Consider the following 19,724-nt stretch of genomic DNA (forward strand, 5'->3'; position numbering starts at 1 on the left):
TAATATTCAGTATAATCAATAGAGCAAAATTTAATTATCTTCAGAATAGACAGGTAATACGATAAGTATTTTTACTCCACCGATAGCGGATGGCATAGCCGTAATTTTACCATTATGAGCTTCGACAATATTTTCGCAAATCGCAAGCCCCAAACCAGAGCCACCGCTGGAACGATTACGAGAGCTTTCGGCCCGATAAAAACGCTGGAATACCGCTTCATATTGTGCTTTATCTAGCCCCGGGGCACTATCTTCCCACACAATCAACACATTATTATGTTCTCTTTTGCTACTAATATGCAATTGACCACCAGAATTGGTATAACGAACACTGTTTTCTAATAGATTATGAAAAAGTTGAATCAACCTATCCGGATCAGCTTGTACAATCAGTTTGACGTTATCATCTAAATCAGTCTGTAAAGCAATCTCTTTGGCTTGATAAATATGCCGATAAGAGGCGACAGCTAACAAAATAATTTCATTAATATCAATAAAATCCTTACGATAGGTCAAAGAGCCTCTATCAGATAATGATAGCTGATGTAGATCGTTTACCAGTTTAGTTAAATTTGTTACTTCAAAGAGTAATGAATTTAAGGTTTCTGCTGTTGGCTTTCTTACACCATCTTGTAACGCTTCAAGCTCTCCTTTTAAGATAGCCAATGGCGTACGTAACTCATGGGAGATATCTGCCATATAATCACGGCGAATTTGCTCATTTTTTTCCAGTGTACTGGCAAGTTGATTAAAATCCGTTGCTAGCTGGCTGATTTCATCTTTATTGGTTGGGGTCACGCGAACAGCAAAATCGCCAGCGGCTAATTTATGGGTTGCCTCCACTAATCGCTTTACTGGGCGGATCATGCTGCGTGACAGTATTAACGTAATTAATAGCGCAAAAAGCACCGTTAAGCCGGCAATGATCCAACTGGTGCGTAACTGTTGCTTATCAAAGCTAATATCTGCTTCGTTGCTGATTTTGTCCGCTGCACTGACAATCACCCAGCCGACAATTTCATCATGATAAGTAATAGGTTTTTTAAAGGTTTCTGCGGGAAATTGATTATCATGGCCAAATAAGCGTTTCATCTGTTTATCGACGATCCAAAACTGAGTACGCCATCCTCGAGGGGCAGGGCCTTCACCACTTTGACTTATTTGGTCAATGGTTCGTAGTATCTGATAAATAGAGCGATCGTCTCGATTGAGAAAACGCCAATCTCCGGTTAATTGATATTGATCGCTTAACGCTTCGGCTAACAAGGTTGCCCGCTGTTCACTGTTCTTCTTGATATAGCCAATAAACCCCTGCTGGAAGCTACTACGAATACCGATATGCATAGCAAATACCACTATCATGCAAGTCGCGAAGATCACCAAAAATAGCTTACTTCTTAGTTTCATGCATTTGCCTCTTTTTTGTTATGGCGTCGCTGTTGCCAACGTTGGCGAACACCATCAAAAAACAGATAGATAATCGGAGTGGTATACAGGGTTAATAATTGGCTCATAAGCAAGCCACCCACAATGGTAATGCCTAATGGCTGCCTTAATTCCGCACCATCACCACTACTTAGCATCAGAGGTAAAGCGCCAAAGAGCGCGGCTAAGGTAGTCATAATAATAGGGCGGAAACGCAATAAACTGGCTTGAATAATCGCTTCTTGAGCGGATAGTTTTCCTTCTCGTTGAGCCGTAATCGCAAAATCCACCATAATAATGGCATTTTTCTTCACAATACCAATTAACAACATAATGCCAATAAGAGCAATTAAGCTAAAGGGGGTATCAAACAAGCGCAGTGCTAATAATGCGCCAACACCGGCAGAAGGCAATGTGGATAAAATAGTCAATGGATGAATATAGCTCTCATAAAGCACACCAAGGACAATATAGACGGTGACAATAGCCGCTAAGATCAAGATAAGCTGTGACTTAATGGTTTCTTGAAAAATTTGCGCTGTACCCGCAAAGGTGCCTCGTACCGTGTTAGGTACACCTAACTCTGTCATGGTTCGCTCAATGGCGTTAATAGCATCAGATAAGGTATAGCCCTCTGGCACATTAAAAGCGATGGTAGAGGCGGCAGATAACCCTTGGTGATTAACACTTAAAGGTGCATTAGCTGGATACCAACTGGCAAATGCAGATAATGGAATACGTTCACCTTGTGTATTCATCACATACATTTTATCTAGTGCAGAGACATCTTGCGTATATTGTTCAGACACTTCCATCACGACTTTATACTGATTTAGCGGGGCATAAATGGTAGAGATCTGCCGCTGCCCAAAGGCGTTATTTAATAAATTATTGGCATCACTGACATTAATGCCTAATTGCGACATAGTATCGCGATCATAAGTGAGTGCCATTTCGGCACCTTTATCTTCTTTATCTGAGTTGACATCAACCAGCTCAGGTAATTCGCCTAACGCTTTACGTATTAATGGCTCCCATTTACGTAATTCACTTAAATCATCAGCGAGTAAAGTAAACTGATAACTGGCATTGGCTTGGCGTCCTCCTGCACGTACATCTTGTACAGGCATTAAAAATAGTGTTGCACCGGGTTCATTAGCCAGTTTGATACGAAGGCGATTGATCACTTGATTTGCACTATCTGTGCGCTCTGAGAGCGGATTAAGTGAAATAAACATAAATCCACTATTAATACGTCCTCCCCCCGTAAATCCCGTGACGCTATCGACATCTTTATCTGCATTAATCTCCTGCATAAAACGGGTCATTTTTTCTTTCATCGATTGGAATGAAATACTTTGGTCTGCACGTACAAATCCCATTAAACGACCGGTATCTTGATCTGGAAAGAAGGTTTTCGGCGCACTGATATATAAATAAGCATTCAGTCCTAAGGTGGTAATAAAAATAGCCATGATCCAGCGTTTATGCCGTAATGCCGCTTGTAGTGTGACACTGTAACCTTGTTGTAAGCGAAAAATTAACTTACCAAATCCGCGTAAATGTGACTGTGCTTTGGGTTTTATGCCTTTTAATAAATGGGCACACATCATTGGGGTTAATGTTAAGGAGACAAATAAAGAGATCCCAATCGCAGTGGTTAAGGTAATGGCAAATTCTTTAAAAAGTCGTCCGACAAGGCCATCCATTAACAAGAGAGGAATAAATACCGCCACCAATGAAATACTCATTGAAAGTACCGTAAAGCCCACTTCGCTAACCCCTTTTAGGGCGGCTTGTTTAGGTTTTAAGCCATTTTCGATATGGCGAGAGATATTTTCGAGTACGACAATCGCATCATCCACGACAAAGCCGGTTGCAACCGTTAATGCCATTAATGATAGATTGTTTAAGCTAAAGCCACATAAATACATGGCTGAAAAAGTACCAATTAATGAAACAGGTACGGCAACAGCGGGGATCAAGGTAGCACGCCCTGAACGTAGAAATAAGAATACCACTAAAATAACCAGTGCTACGGCGATCGCTAATGCGCGTTCAACTTCTGCTAACGAGGCACGAATAGTGGGGGTTCTATCTTGAGCTACCTTTAAATTGACACTGGCAGGGAGTAGCTCACGTAATTCGGGGAGTTCATCACGAATGCGGTTGACAGTTTCGATGATATTGGCGCCTGCTTCACGGCGAATAACCAGTAAAATAGCCGGTTCACCACCACTCATTCCTGCCGCCCGTGCGTTTTGTACAGAGTCTGTCACTTGGGCAACATCACTTAAACGTACGATAGCATCTTGATTATAATGCACAATAATTGGGCGATAATCTTGAGCTTTGCTTAACTCATCGTTAGTTTGTATCTGCCAACGATTTTCATCATTATGAATAAAGCCTTGTGGTCTTCTTACATTGGATTGACTAATGGCTTTGCGTACATCATCAAGACTGACATTTTGATTAAATAGCGCATCAGGATTGAGTGCAACACGCACAGCCGGCAGTGAACCTCCCCCTACGGAAACTTCACTTACTCCTTCAATTTGCGAAATTTTTTGTGCCAAGCGTGTTGATGCGAGATCATAAAGCTCACCGGTATTTTGTGTTTCAGAGGTCAGCGTTAAGATCATAATCGGTGCATCAGAAGGATTTGATTTGTAATAACGCGGGCGACTTGGCATACCTGAAGGTAATAGGCTTTGTGAGGCATTTAACGCAGCCTGTACATCTCTAGCTGCGGTATTAATATCTTTATTTAAGTCAAAAACTAATGTGATACTGGTACTACCTAAAGCACTACTTGACGTCATCTCATCAATCCCCGCAATACGCCCTAAGGAGCGTTCAAGGGGAGTGGCAACAGAAGAAGCCATCGTTTCAGGTGATGCCCCCGGTAATGAGGCATAAATATTAATGACCGGATAATCAACTTGTGGCAGTGGTGCGACAGGTAACAACATAAAACCTAACGCACCACAAAGAGAAATGGCTAGGCTAAGTAGTGTGGTAGCAACAGGGCGTTGAATAAATAGAGCAAACAGCTTCATGACACCGCTCCATTATCATGTTCAACGCGTTTATGGCGATTAAGGTAAAGTGATAACTTATCAAACAGCAAATAGATAACAGGGGTGGTAAATAAGGTGAGTATTTGACTCATAATTAAGCCCCCCACCATACATACACCTAATGGTTGGCGTAATTCAGCCCCTACGCCAGTGCTTAGCATTAAAGGCAATGCACCTAATAACGCAGCCATAGTGGTCATTAAAATAGGGCGAAAACGTAGCAGACAAGCTTGATAAATTGCTTCGTAAGGAGATAGTCCTTGTTCTCTTTCAGCGGCCAGGGCGAAATCGATCATCATGATGGCATTTTTCTTAACAATACCAATCAACAAAATGATGCCAATAATCGCAATAATATCTAGCTCATTACCGGCTGCCATCAGTGCCAATAAAGCACCGACACCCGCAGTAGGTAGGGTAGATAAAATAGTAATTGGGTGAATAAAACTTTCGTATAACACGCCTAATACAATATACATAGCAACGATGGCCGCAATGATAAGCCACAGCGTGCTCGAAAGGGCGCTTTCAAAAGCTAATGTAGCCCCTTGAAACTGTGTCGTAATATCTTTTGGCATCGCAATTTGCTCTTCTGCTTGCTTAACGGCATTAACAGCAGCTTCAAGAGATGCGTCTTTCGCGACATTAAATGAGAATGTGGTAGCAGGAAATTGCTCTTGGTGATTGATAGATAAAGGCGCGAGACGTTGCTCCACAGAGGCAATAGATAAGAGTGGCACCATAGCACCCTCTTTGCCGGTTAAATGAACTGCAGAAAGTGCCTGTAGTCCTTCACTATTGTGCATATTCTGTTCTAAGACAACACGATACTGATTTGCTTGGGTGTAAATCGTTGAAATAAGTCGCTGTCCAAAGGCATTATACAACGCATTATCAATGGCACTCATTGAGATCCCTAAGCGACTGGCTGAATCTCTATCTACATTGATATAGGCCATCATCCCATCAGCTTGCCAATCACTGCTGATGTCGGTAAGTTCCGGACTCTCTTGTAGTGCCTGTGATAATTTAGGCACCCAATAGGCAAGCTCATCAAGGGAGGTTGCTTGTAAGGTAAATTGATATTGAGTACGGGAAACTTGTGTATCAATAGTTAAGTCTTGTGTGGGTTGTAAATAGAGTGTAATACCTGCAATAGACGCGACTCGTGCTTGTAAACGAGGAATAATTTCATCAATGCGTGAATCACGTTGATCGAGGGGTTTTAAGGTAATTTGCAAGCGACCTGTATTGAGGGTGGCATTACTGCCATCGATACCCACAAAGCTCGCAATATTTTCAACAGCCGGATCGTCAATCAGTTTCTCAACCACTTGTTGTTGTTTTTCAACCATCGCTTGATAAGAGATGGATTGTGAGGTTTCTATTGTACCTTGTAGTAACCCATTATCTTGTAAAGGGAAAAAGCCTTTAGGGATAAATAGATAGAGCAAAACTGTTAGTGCTAATGTACTGAGGGCAACACCTAATGTTATCCATTGATGATTTAATACACGTTTTAACCAAACCGCATACACGGCGATCATCTTTTCAAAAAAGCGCTCACAAGCCATTTCAAAACGATTGTGCTTAATTTGACTTTCTGGTTTAAGTAAGCGCGCGCACATCATCGGCGTTAAGGTTAAAGAGACTACCGCGGAAATTAAAATCGCCACGGCTAAGGTAATGGCAAACTCTCTAAATAAACGACCAACAATATCTCCCATAAATAACAGCGGGATCAGTACGGCAATTAAAGAAAAAGTCAGTGAGATAATAGTAAAGCCGATTTCTCCCGCCCCTTTTAAGGCTGCGGTTAACGGCTTATCTCCTCGCTCTAGATAACGGGAGATATTTTCTATCACCACAATGGCGTCATCAACCACAAAGCCTGTCGCAATGGTAAGTGCCATTAAGGTGAGGTTATTGACAGAAAAACCGCAAAAATACATCACCGCAAAAGTACCCACTAAGGAGAGGGGGACGGCAATGCTAGGAATAAGAGTGGCAACACCATTACGTAAAAATAGATAGATAACCATGACCACAAGTGCAATCGCCAAGCCCAGTTCAAACTGGACATCTTTCACTGATGCCCGAATGGTTGTGGTTCTATCGGTTAAGATCTCAACATTTACCGACTTAGGTAAATTAGACACTAAATCCGGTAATAAATTACGAATATTATCCGTTGTTTCAATAACATTAACACCCGGTTGGCGTTGCACATTGATAATAATGGCTTGTTGATTATTGGCCCAAGCACCAAGCTGGTTATTTTCTGGGGCTTGTTCAATGGTGGCAATATCGGCAAGGCGGATGGGGGCACCATTTTTATAGCTAACAATCAGTTTGCGATAATCATCTAATGATTTCATTTGATCGTTGGCGGATAACGTTACCGAGCGAGTGGGGCCATCAAGGCTACCTTTGGCAGAGTTAACATTGGCATTATTAATAGCCACGCGGATTGTTTCACTATCTAACCCATAAGAGGCGGCTGCTTGGGCATTCAATTTTACGCGCACAGCAGGGCGTTGTCCGCCGGCTAAAGAGACTAAACCAACGCCGTTAACTTGCGATATTTTCTGCGATATTCGCGTTTCTACCATATCCTGTAGCTGTGTCATCGGCAATACAGAACTGGTGACGGCTAAGGTTAGCACTGGCGGATCAGCCGGATTTACTTTGCTGTAAATGGGCGGATAAGGTAAATCAGTAGGTAATAAGTTAGTTGCTGCATTAATGGCCGCTTGTACTTCTTGCTCTGCGACATCTAACGGTAATGTGAGTTGGAACATCAATGTAATGACTGATGCCCCACCTGAACTTTGTGAGGACATCTGTTTTAAGCCTGACATCTGTCCAAATTGACGCTCTAACGGTGCTGTTACCGCAGAGGTCATCACCTCGGGGTTTGCCCCAGGATAGAGTGTGACGACTTGAATGGTCGGATAATCAACTTCAGGTAATGCAGACACTGGCAGCATACGATAACCGACAATTCCTGCTAATAAAATCGCGACCATAAACAGCGTTGTTGCCACTGGACGTAAAATAAATAAACGAGATGGCCCACCACCTGTAGCGGGGATTTTTTCGCTCATTATGCTTTCTCCGCAACAACGGGATCTGTGGTTTTAGCTTTAGGTGCCAGCGGTGTTACAATCTCGACTTTGGCACCTTGCGTTAATCTATCCACACCATCGGTGACAACACGTTGATTAGCGGATAACCCTGAGGCAATGACAACTTTATCTGCATTTTGTGATGCAACCTCAACAGCGAGTTTGCTGACTTTATTTTCCTCATCAACGACCCAAACAAAGTGTCCTTCATTTCCCATTTGTAATGCTGCATTGGGGATCACTACCGCTTTTTCTAATGTAGTGACATATAAACGAATATTGACAAATTGATTGGGAAATAGCGTACTTTCTTGTTGAGGAAAACGGGCTTTTAATTTGATAGTCCCTGTAGTGGCATCAATTTGATTATCAATACTAAATAGTGCCCCTTGTGCTAATTCAATTTTATTATTTCTGTCTAATGCAATAACAGGTAATGTAGGGCTATTTTTACGGGCTAAGATAACCTGTGATAGATCTTGCTCTGGTAATGTAAAGAGGACATCAACAGGATCCATCTGGTTAATAACGACAATTGGCGTAGATGAGCCACCAGAAATATAGTTACCGACATCAACCTGCTTTAATCCCACCCGTCCTGAAATAGGGGCCGTTATTTTGCTATAGGTTAATTGTAATTGTGCATTATTAATTGCTGCTTTATCGATACTAATACTGGCTTCAGATTGTTTGACTAAAGCCGCTTGGTTGTCTAATTCTTGTTGTGAAACCAAATGGGTCTTTGCCAGTTTTTGGTAGCGAGCTAAATCAAGGCGCGCATTCGCCAGTGTGGCCTGATCTTTTGCCAATTGCCCTTTAGCTTGTGCTAATTGCACTTCAAAAGGGCGTGGGTCGATTTCTGCTAACAAATCGCCTTGATTCACTTGTTGGCCTTCGGTGAAATGCAACGCCATTAATTGCCCTTCCACACGGCTTGTCACGGTCACACTATTGACGGCTTTCACTGTGCCTAAAGCGGTTAAAAATTGCGGCACATCTTCTTGTGCAGATGTCGCCACTTGTACAGGTGGCATCGGTGGTCGTCTTGAGCCAGCTGTACTTCTATTTGGTGTGTTCGCAGTAGGGGTATCTTTACTCACAGAAGGTGCGCTGTTGTTTGAAGAGTATTGCCAATAGGCGATAGCGCCAGCGATAACAATAAGCAGGGTGATAATAAGAGAAAATCTTTTTTTGGTCTTTTTGTTGTTATTCATTGCGTTGGTGATCCTACTGACAACTCGCTAATTGAGAAAAAATGAAATGACACAATCAATTATGACATTCTACCTATTTCTTTAGGGGTAAAAATGGAGGAAATATGAAAATTGAGTCAAGGAATGTGTTTATTGATTATATTCTAATCAGTTGTTGTCACTTAGCAATAATATGCTGGAGTTATCTCTTTTTTATAAAGAGAAAAACGATTTCTAGCTAGCTATCTCGGCGTACTTTATTTTTATATAGTGATGATGAATAAACCAGCATAAAATAAATGATTAATAATCAGTGAGTTATTTTGTTTGTTGATTTTTTGAGCGCATAACTATTTTGTACAAATGGCGTCAACTATGATAAAACGCAATAGTTAGTTATAATTCTTAGATAATTATTCTTTCCGGTGATAGAATGCCAACCTTGTTTTTCTCTGTATTGAACTCTTTGTTAAGAATAACAATTCAGTATGAATAACACCGCGCTTTAACTCTGTCTTGAATCACAATGTTTTTGGTAAAAGCAGCCCAAAAATAAGGGCATAATAGAATAACTAGAGGTTTTTAGTGTCAACTGCAAACACACCTGAAGATGAACAGAAACCGAGTCTGAATGCGTTTAAACAGCCTCGTGCATTTTATCTCATCTTCTCAATCGAATTATGGGAACGTTTTGGATATTACGGCTTACAAGGGATCATGGCCGTTTATCTGGTTAAAATGCTGGGTATGAGTGAGGCGGAAGCTATCACTGTTTTTGCCGCATTTACCGCATTAGTTTATGGCTTTGTGGCAATTGGTGGCTGGCTTGGCGATAAAATTCTCGGGACAAAAAGGGTTATTGTCCTAGGGGCTATTGTGCTGGCAATTGGTTATGCCATGGTTGCTTTCTCCGATCATGATAAAGATATGATTTACTGGGGTTTAGCCACTATTGCGGTGGGTAATGGTTTATTTAAAGCCAACCCTTCCTCTTTATTAGCCACCTGTTATGAGAAAGATGATCCACAATTAGATGGTGCATTTACCATGTACTATATGTCGATTAATGTGGGATCATTTTTATCCATGTTAGCGACACCATGGTTAGCGGCGAATTATGGTTGGGATGTCGCTTTCGCATTAAGTGTGGTGGGGATGTTGATCACACTGGCAAACTTTATGCTATGTCGCGGTTGGATCAAAGATAAAGGCTCTAGGCCTGACTTTGAGCCACTAAACTACCTGAAACTGTTATTAACGCTGTTGGGGATTGTTGCTTTAACTGCGGTATCAACGTGGTTATTACATAATAATGAAGTGGCAACATGGTCTTTAGCGATTATTTCATTAGGTATTATCCTGATTTTTGCCCGTGAAACTTTTATGATGAAAGGGGTTGCACGGCGTAAAATGATCGTCGCTTTCTTACTGATGGTGGAAGCCGTGGTATTTTTTGTTCTTTATGATCAAATGCCAACATCATTAAACTTTTTTGCGATCCATAATGTTGAACACGCTATTTTAGGCTTTAGTGTTGAGCCAGAGCAATTTCAATCACTTAACCCATTTTGGATCATGCTAGCTAGTCCATTATTGGCTGCTATATATAACTTTATGGGTGATAAATTACCCATGCCTTATAAATTCACAGTGGGAATGTTTTTGAGTGCAACTGCATTCTTAGTATTACCATTGGGTGCAAGTATGGCAAATGAAGCTGGTATCGTTTCATCATGGTGGCTTGTTGCCAGTTATGGCTTTCAAAGTATTGGTGAGCTGATGATCTCAGGATTAGGTCTTGCGATGGTGGCCCAACTAGTGCCACAGCGTTTAATGGGCTTTATTATGGGCGCATGGTTCTTAACATCTGCGGCAGCTGCAATTATTGCTGGTAAAGTGGCAAGCTTAATGGCCGTTCCTGAAGACGTACAAAATGCACACGCTTCATTAGAAATTTATAGCAGTGTATTTTTACAAATAGGTATCGTAACAGGTGTTATTGCACTGTTAATGCTATTTACTGCCCCTATGCTGAGTAAAATGACACAGTAATATGTGAAATTTATTGTCAGACAATAAAAGGATGCTCTAGGGCATCCTTTTTTATATCTATTTAAAAATAAAGTTAATTTTAACAAAAAATATCTATAGTACTTGATAATGTTGTTTTTTATTTATACTTGTTTTATACACTTTACTCATTATATAATGAGTAAAGTGTAAAAGAGAGGTGGGTATGAACAGCGTAATACAAAAACGAACATCACAACAATTATCGGTAGAGAGAGTGGCTGTTCTAGAAAGAATGACTGTTCTTACAAAAGAATTGGTTAATGAATTAGCAGAGAAGAAAAGTTTAGCAAGTGCTTTAAAAATGAGTGATAACGAATTGGCTCAGTTAATTTTTGAAACTCAACTGATACGTTCGTCTGCAATTTCACCAAGAGAACAACGTAAAATAGCCCGTTTAAACGAAGGCGCTATTAAGTTTTCTGAACGGCTAAAAGAGCTTGGAGGCACATGTAGAGCTAGCCAAGCTGCAGCTATTTTGGGAGTAAAACGTCAAACGATTAATAATCGGTTAAAGGCTAATAAACTATTAGCGGTTAAAGTGGGAGGAGAATATCGATTACCTATTTTTCAATTTGATGGTAATCGATTAGTGGATGGATTAGATGAGATCTTAATTTTATTGGATAGTTTAAGCTCAACAACAAAAGTATCATTTTTAACGAGTATGTATTTTTTTGAGGATGAACAAGATATTAATGTTATTGATGCGCTTAAAAAATATGGACGCATGAGTGAACAAATGCAAGAAATTATTCATCAAGCTAAACTTTTTGGAAAACATATTTCAAACTAATAAAAATCTACTCATTATCGTTGATCTTAAAATGTAATGTTTCAGTAATGATCTCAAGTCCTGTAATGTCTTGATAGGGCCAATTTTGCGGAAAATTTTCTTTTTTACAATCTTATCAATTGATTGATATATAACAAGATTAAATTCAGATAAACTACAGTGATTAGATTAATTATATTGATGCAACAACACCACCTATTAGGGTGGTGTTGTTGTGAATAATAAATTCTAAGGAGAGTAAAATATTTCTTGCTAGCAACGATTAACTAGCGACTTTATCAACTTGCAATGCTATCTCTTTTTCCCGTGAGCTGGTGTTTACCGCGATCCAGCCTTTATAAGCTAAAGGTAAGAATGCGATAACAATGGCTAATGCAGAAACAGCTGCAACATAATAAGCTCCTGCCATTGCCGTTTTTTCCAACCAAGCACCCGTTAACATTGGCGTTAAGCCACCAAATACGGCATAGGCCATATTATAAGCAAAAGAGAGGCCAGAAAAACGAATTGAAGGAGGAAATGCTCTAGTACTCACAATTGGCGTTGTGGCAATTGCACCGACAAAAAAGCCCATCAAACCATAGTTAAATGCTAATTGGATACCAGACATATTGGCATCTAAGCTTCCATAAAAATGGAATGCAGTAACAATTAATCCACCCCATGATAAGGTCATGGATGCACGGGTTCCTAATTTATCCCCCAACCAGCCCCAGAAGATACATCCTAAGGTCAGCGTTAAAGTGGCAACACAGTTAGCTTCTAACGATGTTGTTCTGTCTATTTTGTAGATCCCTTCAACAATGACACTGGGTGTCATCAAAATAGTAACAACAATAGCTGTAGATAAAGACCATGTTAATGCTGCAGTAATTAAACAGGCTTGTTTATGGTTTTTGATAACCGAAACCACCGGCATTTCTTGTGCTAAGGCTTTTTTAGCCGCCATCTCTTTAAAGATAGGTGTTTCTTGTAAAAAACGACGTAAATAAACCGAGATCAAGCCAAATATGCCACCTAAAATAAAGGGAATTCGCCATGCAAAATCATTCACTTCTTGAGCGCTATAGCTGCGTTGTACAATAATAGCGACGATAGAGCCTAATAAGATGCCACCAGTAATACCGGATGTTAAGGTACCCACCCCTAAGCCATAACGCTGTTTCGGGGTGTGTTCGGCAATAAATACCCAAGCCCCGGGCATTTCACCACCGATAGCCGCCCCTTGCATAATACGCATCAATAACAGTAATAACGGTGCAGCCACACCGATGCTGGCATAGGTAGGTAATAAGCCAATCACCAAAGTTGGTACAGCCATTAAAAAGATACTTAAGGTAAACATACGTTTACGGCCGATAATATCGCCATAGTGAGCCATAATGATGCCACCTAAAGGACGAGCAAGATAACCGGCAGCAAAAATACCTAATGTCTGCATCTGAGCGATAAAAGCGTTATCACCAGGAAAGAATAAATGGCTCAATGTTTTCGTAAAGAACACGAAGATCACGAAATCATAGAACTCCAATGTTCCTCCTAGTGAGGATAAACCCAACGTTTTATAGTCGTTGCGGTTTAAAGGTCTTGCCGTAGGTTGACTCAACGGCTGAGTGGAGTGTGATTGTGATGTCATAATAACAACCTATATTAATCATCGTGATAAAAAAGAGTAAATAACCAAACCATCAATAAAATTCTTAAAAAAGTTGATCACAAAGGTGGCAATAAATAACGTTAAAAAGTTATTTATCGTCTTTTATACAAGAAAGAATAATATTGTAATGATGTAAATAGTTATATCAGGAAGCTCTTTATGAAGTAAAGAGCATAAAATAAAACAATCTGATAAGTTGTCATTGTGAGCATCTGTAGTTTTTAATGCTAAGTTTTGTTTGTTTTGTGATTTTTAGGGCGGTTTTTATTTTCTTGTGTAGTTTTTTAATAAAATTAGAGGTTTTGTTCTTACCGTTATTTTCATTTATTAGTTATGGTTAAAAAAACGATTTATTGAATATCATTTCAATTTTTCTAAATTGAATTAAATAATAAAATTAGCGTTATTTTAATTTATTATTTCTTGTTAATTAAATAATAATTAGATTATTAATTAATAAATATTGATGTTTTGTAGCAATATAACCTGTTATTGGTATTATTTTTAGGGTATTCATCTAAAATAAACTCAGTTACTCATTGGTTTTAAATTTCTTAAAATTGAAAGTAATTGATATTAAATGTCAACAACTTTGGTTATTGTAAGCATGGTTACGCATTTTTATTTAAAATATAGATTTTAAATAGTTAAATGATAAATAGGGAAAAACAGCAAAAATCATCTCAAAGCGTCATTATCTGGTTATAATTACATCAGATGTCGGTGGATATAGCAGGGGGAAATGATGAATTCAATTTCGATAAGTGCGGTGTTGTTAACCGCGATTGTGCTATTTGCATCTGTGCTTGTTGTCGCTTTAGTCAGCAGTCTGCTACTAAAAAAAACGCTGTATGGGAGTCTGCAACAAGATAATTTATCAGTCAGTGTTGCGGTAAGAAGAACGTTTATGGTATCGCTTGTTGTCGCATTACTACTGGTCTATTACTTTCTTTCAACAACAACCTAAAAAATCTATAAAAACAAAAACGCCACTGTGATGTACTCTGCAGTGGCGTTTTTATCTGTTTTGTTAAACTAAGAAAATAGTGGCTAGGCCTAAGAAAATAAAGAAGCCACCGGTATCGGTGATCGCGGTGATCATCACACTTGAGCCAATGGCCGGATCTTTACCCAGTTTTATCATGGTCATTGGTATTAATACCCCCATCATGGCAGCCATCAACAGGTTGAGTACCATGGCCATTGTCATTACGGCGCCCATCGCAATATCACCATAAAGGAAGTAAGTTACAACTCCCATTATTCCCCCCCAAACAATACCGTTGATAAGGGCAACACCTAACTCTCTTAAAATTAAGAACGAGAAACTACCAGTCTGAATTTGATGTAGTGCTAATGCACGCACAATCATAGTAATGGTTTGGTTACCGGTATTTCCCCCAATACCTGCAACAATGGGCATTAAAGTTGCTAAGGCGACTAATTGGGAAATGGTATGCTCAAACACACCAATAACACGAGAAGCGACAAAAGCAGTACATAAGTTGATAGCAAGCCATGTCCAACGTGTTTTAACCGCTTGCCCGACAGGGGCGAATACATCCTCTTCTGGGCTTAACCCCCCCATACGACGAATGTTGGTATCGCTCTCTTCATGCATATTATCGACGATATCTTCAACGGTTAAACGTCCCATTAACAGGCCATTACTATCAACAACTGCAGCCGAAATTAAGTCATAACGTTCGAACGCACCCGCTGCATCTTCGCCTTTCTCTTCGGGCATAAAGCTGACAGTATCGGTTTTCATGACATCAGAGACCCGTTTATCCGGCGACTGGGTTAATACTGTGGTTAAGGGTAATTCACCTAACAGATGATTGGCATTATCAATAACGAAAATTTTATCCGTGGCTTCAGGAATAGAGCCACGTTGGCGTAAATAACGTTGAACCGTTTTTAATGTTACGTTGCCACGCACGGTGACAAACTCAAAATCCATCATCTGTCCAACACTATCCTTCGGATATTGCAGGACTTCTCTGATCCTATTACGCAGACTTGGTTCTAAATAGGTCAAAAGACGACGCATGGTATCACGGGGTAAATGCTCCGCAATATAGGCCTGTTCATCCACATGCAAAGAAGCGACTGAGCGTAATAATTCACGATCCGTCATATCTTTAATTAGGCTGTCCCAAACGGCGACAGAGGCTTCGACTAAAACCGCACCACGCTCATTATTATCAACCAAATGCCATAGGGCTAAACGTTCATCATAGGGAAGGGCTTCAAGAATATCTGCAATATCTGCCGCGTGTAGATCTTGTAGTAATTCTCTAACAGTGGTGATTTTTTCATGAAGTTCATGGTGGCTCAGCCTATCACTTTCACTTGCTTCACCTAACACTGTTTCAACAAAACGGTCATCTTCAAGAAAGATGTTCAGAATTTGCTGACGCAGGTGTGCCACTTTTTGTGAATATGGATTGATGGCAGCCGCAGTATCATTATTGATAGCTGATTGAGACATGTTATTCCTTTTTAATTCTTACGAGGGAGATAACCATTAGTATTCATTATTCCATTTTAGGATGATTATCGGTCTTCTCCATATAAAAAAATAGCGATCTTGAAAATATTACATTGGGTATTTTCATATTATCGTCACAAATCAAACCTTACGTTGTTATGTGATAGTTGTTGTATGATAAATGCAACAAAAGACGCATTATACCGCGTCTTTTTCTGTATAATATCATATTGTTAAGCAGATTCCTCTTTTATATCCAGTTTCCAGCCCGGAACGGCCTGCCAATGCTCCTGTTCTTTTTCTAAATCCAATTCCATCAATGTGTTATCGGCAAGATAATTTTTAGGAAAATAGAGTGTCCAGTGATTATCATCGGTCACTAAACGTAAAGAAACCGGTTTAGTGGTTGATTGACGCTGATTATTAAGTAGTGTTGCTAACCTAAGTATTTGTACTAATGGATAATACTGTTTCTTTTTATATAGATTAAATTTAGGTAACTCATCAAACTTAATTGCTTTGCGATGATAACGAACTAATGTAGTTAATAATTGTTGTTGTTCTTGATTAAAACCGGGTAAATCTGTATTCGAAAGAATATAAGCAGAATGACGATGCAAACCACTTAAATTGATACTTAATCCCACTTCATGCAACATCACCGCCCATACTAAAATCGCTTCTAGATCAGGACGAACCAGTTTAGGATTTTGTTCCGCCCACTGAGCATACAGTGATTGCATTGTGGTGAGGACGCGCTTAGCTTGTTCACGATCGATATTATAGTGTTCAGCAAGGCTTTTGGCGGTACGCTGGCGAATATCTTGATGACGAAAACGGCCTTCCATTTCATACAATACACCTTCACGTAATGCACCATCAGATAAATGGAGAGCCTTTAAGCCTAGGGTATCGAAAATACCGCATAAAATGGCTAAACCAGGTACAAAACTGTGTTTACGTTCATCGGATAATCCCGGTAGGGTGATATCCTTAAATTTTTTAAACCGTAGTACCTGTTTGGTCAACATTAATAGGCGTTCAGGGGTGATCACACCATCTTTTTCACCAAATTCAACCAAAATTTCATGTGCAGCCTTGATAGTACCCGATGCGCCTAATGCGACATCCCAGCCGGTCATTTTATATTGCCAAGCAATTTTTTCCATTTTACGTGCTGCTTTTTCGCGAGCTTTACGAAAAGCGGATTCGCTAATTTTTTGGTTCGGGAAAAATTGACGGCTAAAGCTGACACACCCCATACGCTGGCTTTCGATCAAGATGGGTTCAAAATTTTCTCCGATCACTAATTCGGTAGAGCCTCCACCAATATCAATCACTAGCTTACGCCCTTTTTCAGATTGCGTATGCTCAACGCCCATAAAGATCAGGCGTGCTTCTTCGTGACCAGAAATAATTTCAATAGGATAGGGCATCACCTCTTTTGCGCGTTGCAAAAAGACTTTGGCATTGCTAGCAACCCGTAACGTATGTGTACCGACCACAGTGACATTTTCTGCTGGAAATCCCTGTAACCTTTCAGCAAAAAGGGAAAGTGCAGAAAGCCCCCGCAACATTGCTTCTTCACTGAGTTTATCATTATCATCAAGGCCATCGGCAAGATATACCCGTTGTTTTAAACGACTTAATACCTGTAAGGCACCATTGACAACACGGGCTATGATCATATGAAAACTATTAGAACCAAGGTCTATAGCCGCAATTTCTAAAGGACGTGGTGAAGAAGAGTCATCTTGTAATAAAGGCATTGATTACGCTCGTGATCCTGGTTGTTCTAATGATTTAAGGTATTCATATACAGCAAGTTGGGCGCGGATCTTACGTTTATTTCCTCGAGGAACATAGCTATTTGTTAGATCTTTATCTAAATATCGTGCTTTTACAGTATCATTAAACTGGATCTCAAGAATATCCAAAATACGCTGTTTTAGCTGAGGGTCGAGTAGTGGTACGGCAACTTCAATACGATAATCAAGGTTACGAGTCATCCAGTCTGCGGATGATAGGAAAATTTTCTCATCCCCTTTATTGGTAAAGACATAAACACGATCATGCTCTAAAAAGCGGTCAACAATACTGGTGACCTGAATATTTTCACTAAAATCGGGCTGATTAGGGACTAAAGAGCACATACCGCGTACTAATAGGCGGATTTTAACACCTGCTTGTGAGGCATCATAAAGACGATTAACTAACTCTTCATCGACTAAATTGTTAACTTTTAAGGTAATACCCGCAGGGTGCCCCGCTTGAGCATTGTGAATTTCATTTGTGATCAACTGGTTTAACAAAATACGTGAGTTTTGCGGTGATACCATTAAATGTTCAAAAGTCACCGGACGATAAGGGTTTTCAATAAAATTGAACACTCGACGTACTTCATTATTAATTTCTGTATTCGCGGTTAACAGAGAATAATCGGTATAAAGGCGTGCGGTTTTTTCATTAAAATTCCCAGTACCAATATGCGCATAGCGAATGATTTCACCTTCTTCCAAACGAGAAATAATAAATAATTTCGCATGAATTTTTAAGCCGGGTGCTGAAAAGATAACGTGGACGCCAGCTTCGGTTAAGCGTTTAGCCCAATGTATATTCGCGGCTTCATCAAAGCGAGCTTGTAATTCAACGACCACAGTGACACGCTTACCATTGTGGGCGGCGTGGATCATCGAATCGATAATCCGAGAGTCTTTTGCTACGCGATAGATATTGATTTTTATCGAAATGACACTGGGATCAAAAGACGCTTGGCGTAATAATTCCAATACATGCTCAAAGGTATGATAAGGATAATAAAGTAACACATCACGTTCACGGATCGCATCAAAGCCATTACGGAAATTATCAAACCAAACATGGCGTAAACGAGGAATAGGTTTGTTTAATAGAAACTTACTACCCTCATTAGGAAAATTAATAAAGTCTTTAAAGTTGTGATAACGCCCACCAGCAATGACCGAGTCATTATTAGATAAACCTAATTTGCTACGCAGTAAAGCAACCATTTCATCGGGCATATCACGTTGATAGACAAAACGAACAGGCTCAGCGGTAAGGCGCTGTTTTAAGGTAGATGACATCATTTCTAATAAGCTGGATTCCATTTCAGTGGCTAAATCATATTCAGCATCACGTGTCATTTTCATGGAATAAGCATTTAAAGAATCATAGTCAAAGAAGCCTTTAAAAATCTCATCAAGACAATAGCGTAAGATATTATCCAGCAAAATCATTGACTTTTTCTTACCTCGGCCTTGTTCTGTAGGCAAAATAACAAAACGAGGGACTTTATCGGAGGGGATCTCTAACAAAGCGTAGTGAATAGTTTGCCCCTGAGCAATTTCAACGGCTAAATATGTGTAATCATCTTTTAAAAACTCAACCAAATTAGTTTCAGGGTTGATAAGGATCGGCGTGATATGTTTTCTTAAGTTTTGGCGAAAATATTGGCGTAACCAAATTTGTTGGTTAGGTGAGATTTGCCGTTCATTGATTAAAAAAATCTGATTACGCGCCATTTCTAAAAGCAAGTCGTTATACAGTGCGTCGAATTCTTGGTCGGCTTTGGCAACTTTAGATTGGATTTTTTTGATTAAATGACGAGCGTGACTAGAGCCAGAGCGTGAGCCGCGCTCCTCATTAATTAAAATACGCCGTTTTACATCCGCAAAGCGAACTTTATAAAACTCATCAAGATTATTTGAATAGATCCCCAAAAACCTGACCCTTTCGATTAGCGGGTTACGTTTATCTGCCGCCTCTTGCAATACTCGCTCGTTAAACGCAAGCCAGCTGATCTCTTTATCAATATAGAGTCGTTCTTGGGACATCTGAACTCCAACATGGGTTAAAGT

General features: G+C 39.9%; 11 protein-coding genes. 3 read left to right on the forward strand and 8 right to left on the reverse strand.

Annotation, left to right across the window (positions count from 1 at the left end):
* Window positions 1–30: 30 nt before the first annotated feature.
* Genes baeS through AACV01_RS15125 form a run of 4 tightly spaced genes read right to left on the reverse strand, consistent with a single transcriptional unit; the run spans window position 31 to window position 8,850 of the window.
* The gene (gene baeS / locus AACV01_RS15110; protein ID WP_004243448.1) at window positions 31–1,407 is read right to left on the reverse strand and encodes a two-component system sensor histidine kinase BaeS; all 1,377 of its coding nucleotides are present in this window, start codon (window positions 1,405–1,407) and stop codon (window positions 31–33) included.
* A complete protein-coding gene (mdtC, locus tag AACV01_RS15115) occupies window positions 1,404–4,487 on the reverse strand; it encodes a multidrug efflux RND transporter permease subunit MdtC (RefSeq protein ID WP_004243447.1) in 3,084 nt (1,027 codons plus the stop codon). The genes baeS and mdtC overlap by 4 nt, the downstream gene beginning before the upstream one ends.
* The gene (locus tag AACV01_RS15120; RefSeq protein ID WP_004243446.1) at window positions 4,484–7,615 is read right to left on the reverse strand and encodes an MdtB/MuxB family multidrug efflux RND transporter permease subunit; all 3,132 of its coding nucleotides are present in this window, start codon (window positions 7,613–7,615) and stop codon (window positions 4,484–4,486) included. The genes mdtC and AACV01_RS15120 overlap by 4 nt, the downstream gene beginning before the upstream one ends.
* Window positions 7,615–8,850: an MdtA/MuxA family multidrug efflux RND transporter periplasmic adaptor subunit gene (locus AACV01_RS15125; RefSeq protein WP_060554718.1), complete on the reverse strand. Its 1,236-nt coding sequence runs from the start codon at window positions 8,848–8,850 to the stop codon at window positions 7,615–7,617. The genes AACV01_RS15120 and AACV01_RS15125 overlap by 1 nt, the downstream gene beginning before the upstream one ends.
* Before the next feature lie 564 nt (window positions 8,851–9,414).
* On the opposite strand from AACV01_RS15125, the gene dtpA reads away from it, so the two are divergent.
* Complete coding sequence (dtpA, locus tag AACV01_RS15130; RefSeq protein WP_161683176.1) at window positions 9,415–10,881, forward strand: dipeptide/tripeptide permease DtpA; 1,467 nt, start codon at window positions 9,415–9,417, stop codon at window positions 10,879–10,881.
* Between the two features lie 184 nt (window positions 10,882–11,065).
* Window positions 11,066–11,695 (forward strand): helix-turn-helix domain-containing protein, encoded by a 630-nt coding sequence (locus AACV01_RS15135; protein WP_004248294.1) that lies wholly within the window; start codon window positions 11,066–11,068, stop codon window positions 11,693–11,695.
* 262 nt (window positions 11,696–11,957) lie between these two features.
* Here the strand turns inward: AACV01_RS15135 and AACV01_RS15140 are convergent, their stop codons facing one another.
* Window positions 11,958–13,331 (reverse strand): MFS transporter, encoded by a 1,374-nt coding sequence (locus AACV01_RS15140; protein ID WP_004248292.1) that lies wholly within the window; start codon window positions 13,329–13,331, stop codon window positions 11,958–11,960.
* A gap of 766 nt (window positions 13,332–14,097) precedes the next feature.
* Here AACV01_RS15140 and AACV01_RS15145 point away from each other — a divergent pair.
* On the forward strand, window positions 14,098–14,319 hold the full coding sequence (locus AACV01_RS15145) for a hypothetical protein (protein WP_046334590.1): 222 nt from the start codon (window positions 14,098–14,100) through the stop codon (window positions 14,317–14,319).
* Between the two features lie 63 nt (window positions 14,320–14,382).
* Here the strand turns inward: AACV01_RS15145 and mgtE are convergent, their stop codons facing one another.
* The 3 genes from mgtE to ppk1 form a co-directional block, all read right to left on the reverse strand.
* On the reverse strand, window positions 14,383–15,846 hold the full coding sequence (mgtE, locus tag AACV01_RS15150; protein ID WP_004243440.1) for a magnesium transporter: 1,464 nt from the start codon (window positions 15,844–15,846) through the stop codon (window positions 14,383–14,385).
* Window positions 15,847–16,079: 233 nt separating this feature from the next.
* Window positions 16,080–17,615 (reverse strand): exopolyphosphatase, encoded by a 1,536-nt coding sequence (gene ppx, locus AACV01_RS15155; protein ID WP_004243438.1) that lies wholly within the window; start codon window positions 17,613–17,615, stop codon window positions 16,080–16,082.
* Between the two features lie 3 nt (window positions 17,616–17,618).
* Entirely contained in the window at window positions 17,619–19,700 is a 2,082-nt protein-coding gene (gene ppk1 / locus AACV01_RS15160) for a polyphosphate kinase 1 (RefSeq protein ID WP_004243437.1), read from the reverse strand.
* Window positions 19,701–19,724: the final 24 nt, after the last annotated feature.

The organism is Proteus sp. G2609 (assembly GCF_963896135.1).
Taxonomy (GTDB): Bacteria; Pseudomonadota; Gammaproteobacteria; order Enterobacterales; family Enterobacteriaceae; genus Proteus; species Proteus mirabilis.

Bases quoted from the DNA above. Each gene is read 5' to 3' on its own strand.
- baeS (WP_004243448.1), bottom strand. From the start codon at position 1,407: ATGAAACTAAGAAGTAAGCTATTTTTGGTGATCTTCGCGACTTGCATG.
- mdtC (WP_004243447.1), bottom strand. From the start codon at position 4,487: ATGAAGCTGTTTGCTCTATTTATTCAACGCCCTGTTGCTACCACACTA.
- AACV01_RS15120 (WP_004243446.1), bottom strand. From the start codon at position 7,615: ATGAGCGAAAAAATCCCCGCTACAGGTGGTGGGCCATCTCGTTTATTT.
- AACV01_RS15125 (WP_060554718.1), bottom strand. From the start codon at position 8,850: ATGAATAACAACAAAAAGACCAAAAAAAGATTTTCTCTTATTATCACC.
- AACV01_RS15135 (WP_004248294.1), top strand. From the start codon at position 11,066: ATGAACAGCGTAATACAAAAACGAACATCACAACAATTATCGGTAGAG.
- AACV01_RS15140 (WP_004248292.1), bottom strand. From the start codon at position 13,331: ATGACATCACAATCACACTCCACTCAGCCGTTGAGTCAACCTACGGCA.
- AACV01_RS15145 (WP_046334590.1), top strand. From the start codon at position 14,098: ATGAATTCAATTTCGATAAGTGCGGTGTTGTTAACCGCGATTGTGCTA.
- mgtE (WP_004243440.1), bottom strand. From the start codon at position 15,846: ATGTCTCAATCAGCTATCAATAATGATACTGCGGCTGCCATCAATCCA.
- ppx (WP_004243438.1), bottom strand. From the start codon at position 17,615: ATGCCTTTATTACAAGATGACTCTTCTTCACCACGTCCTTTAGAAATT.
- ppk1 (WP_004243437.1), bottom strand. From the start codon at position 19,700: ATGTCCCAAGAACGACTCTATATTGATAAAGAGATCAGCTGGCTTGCG.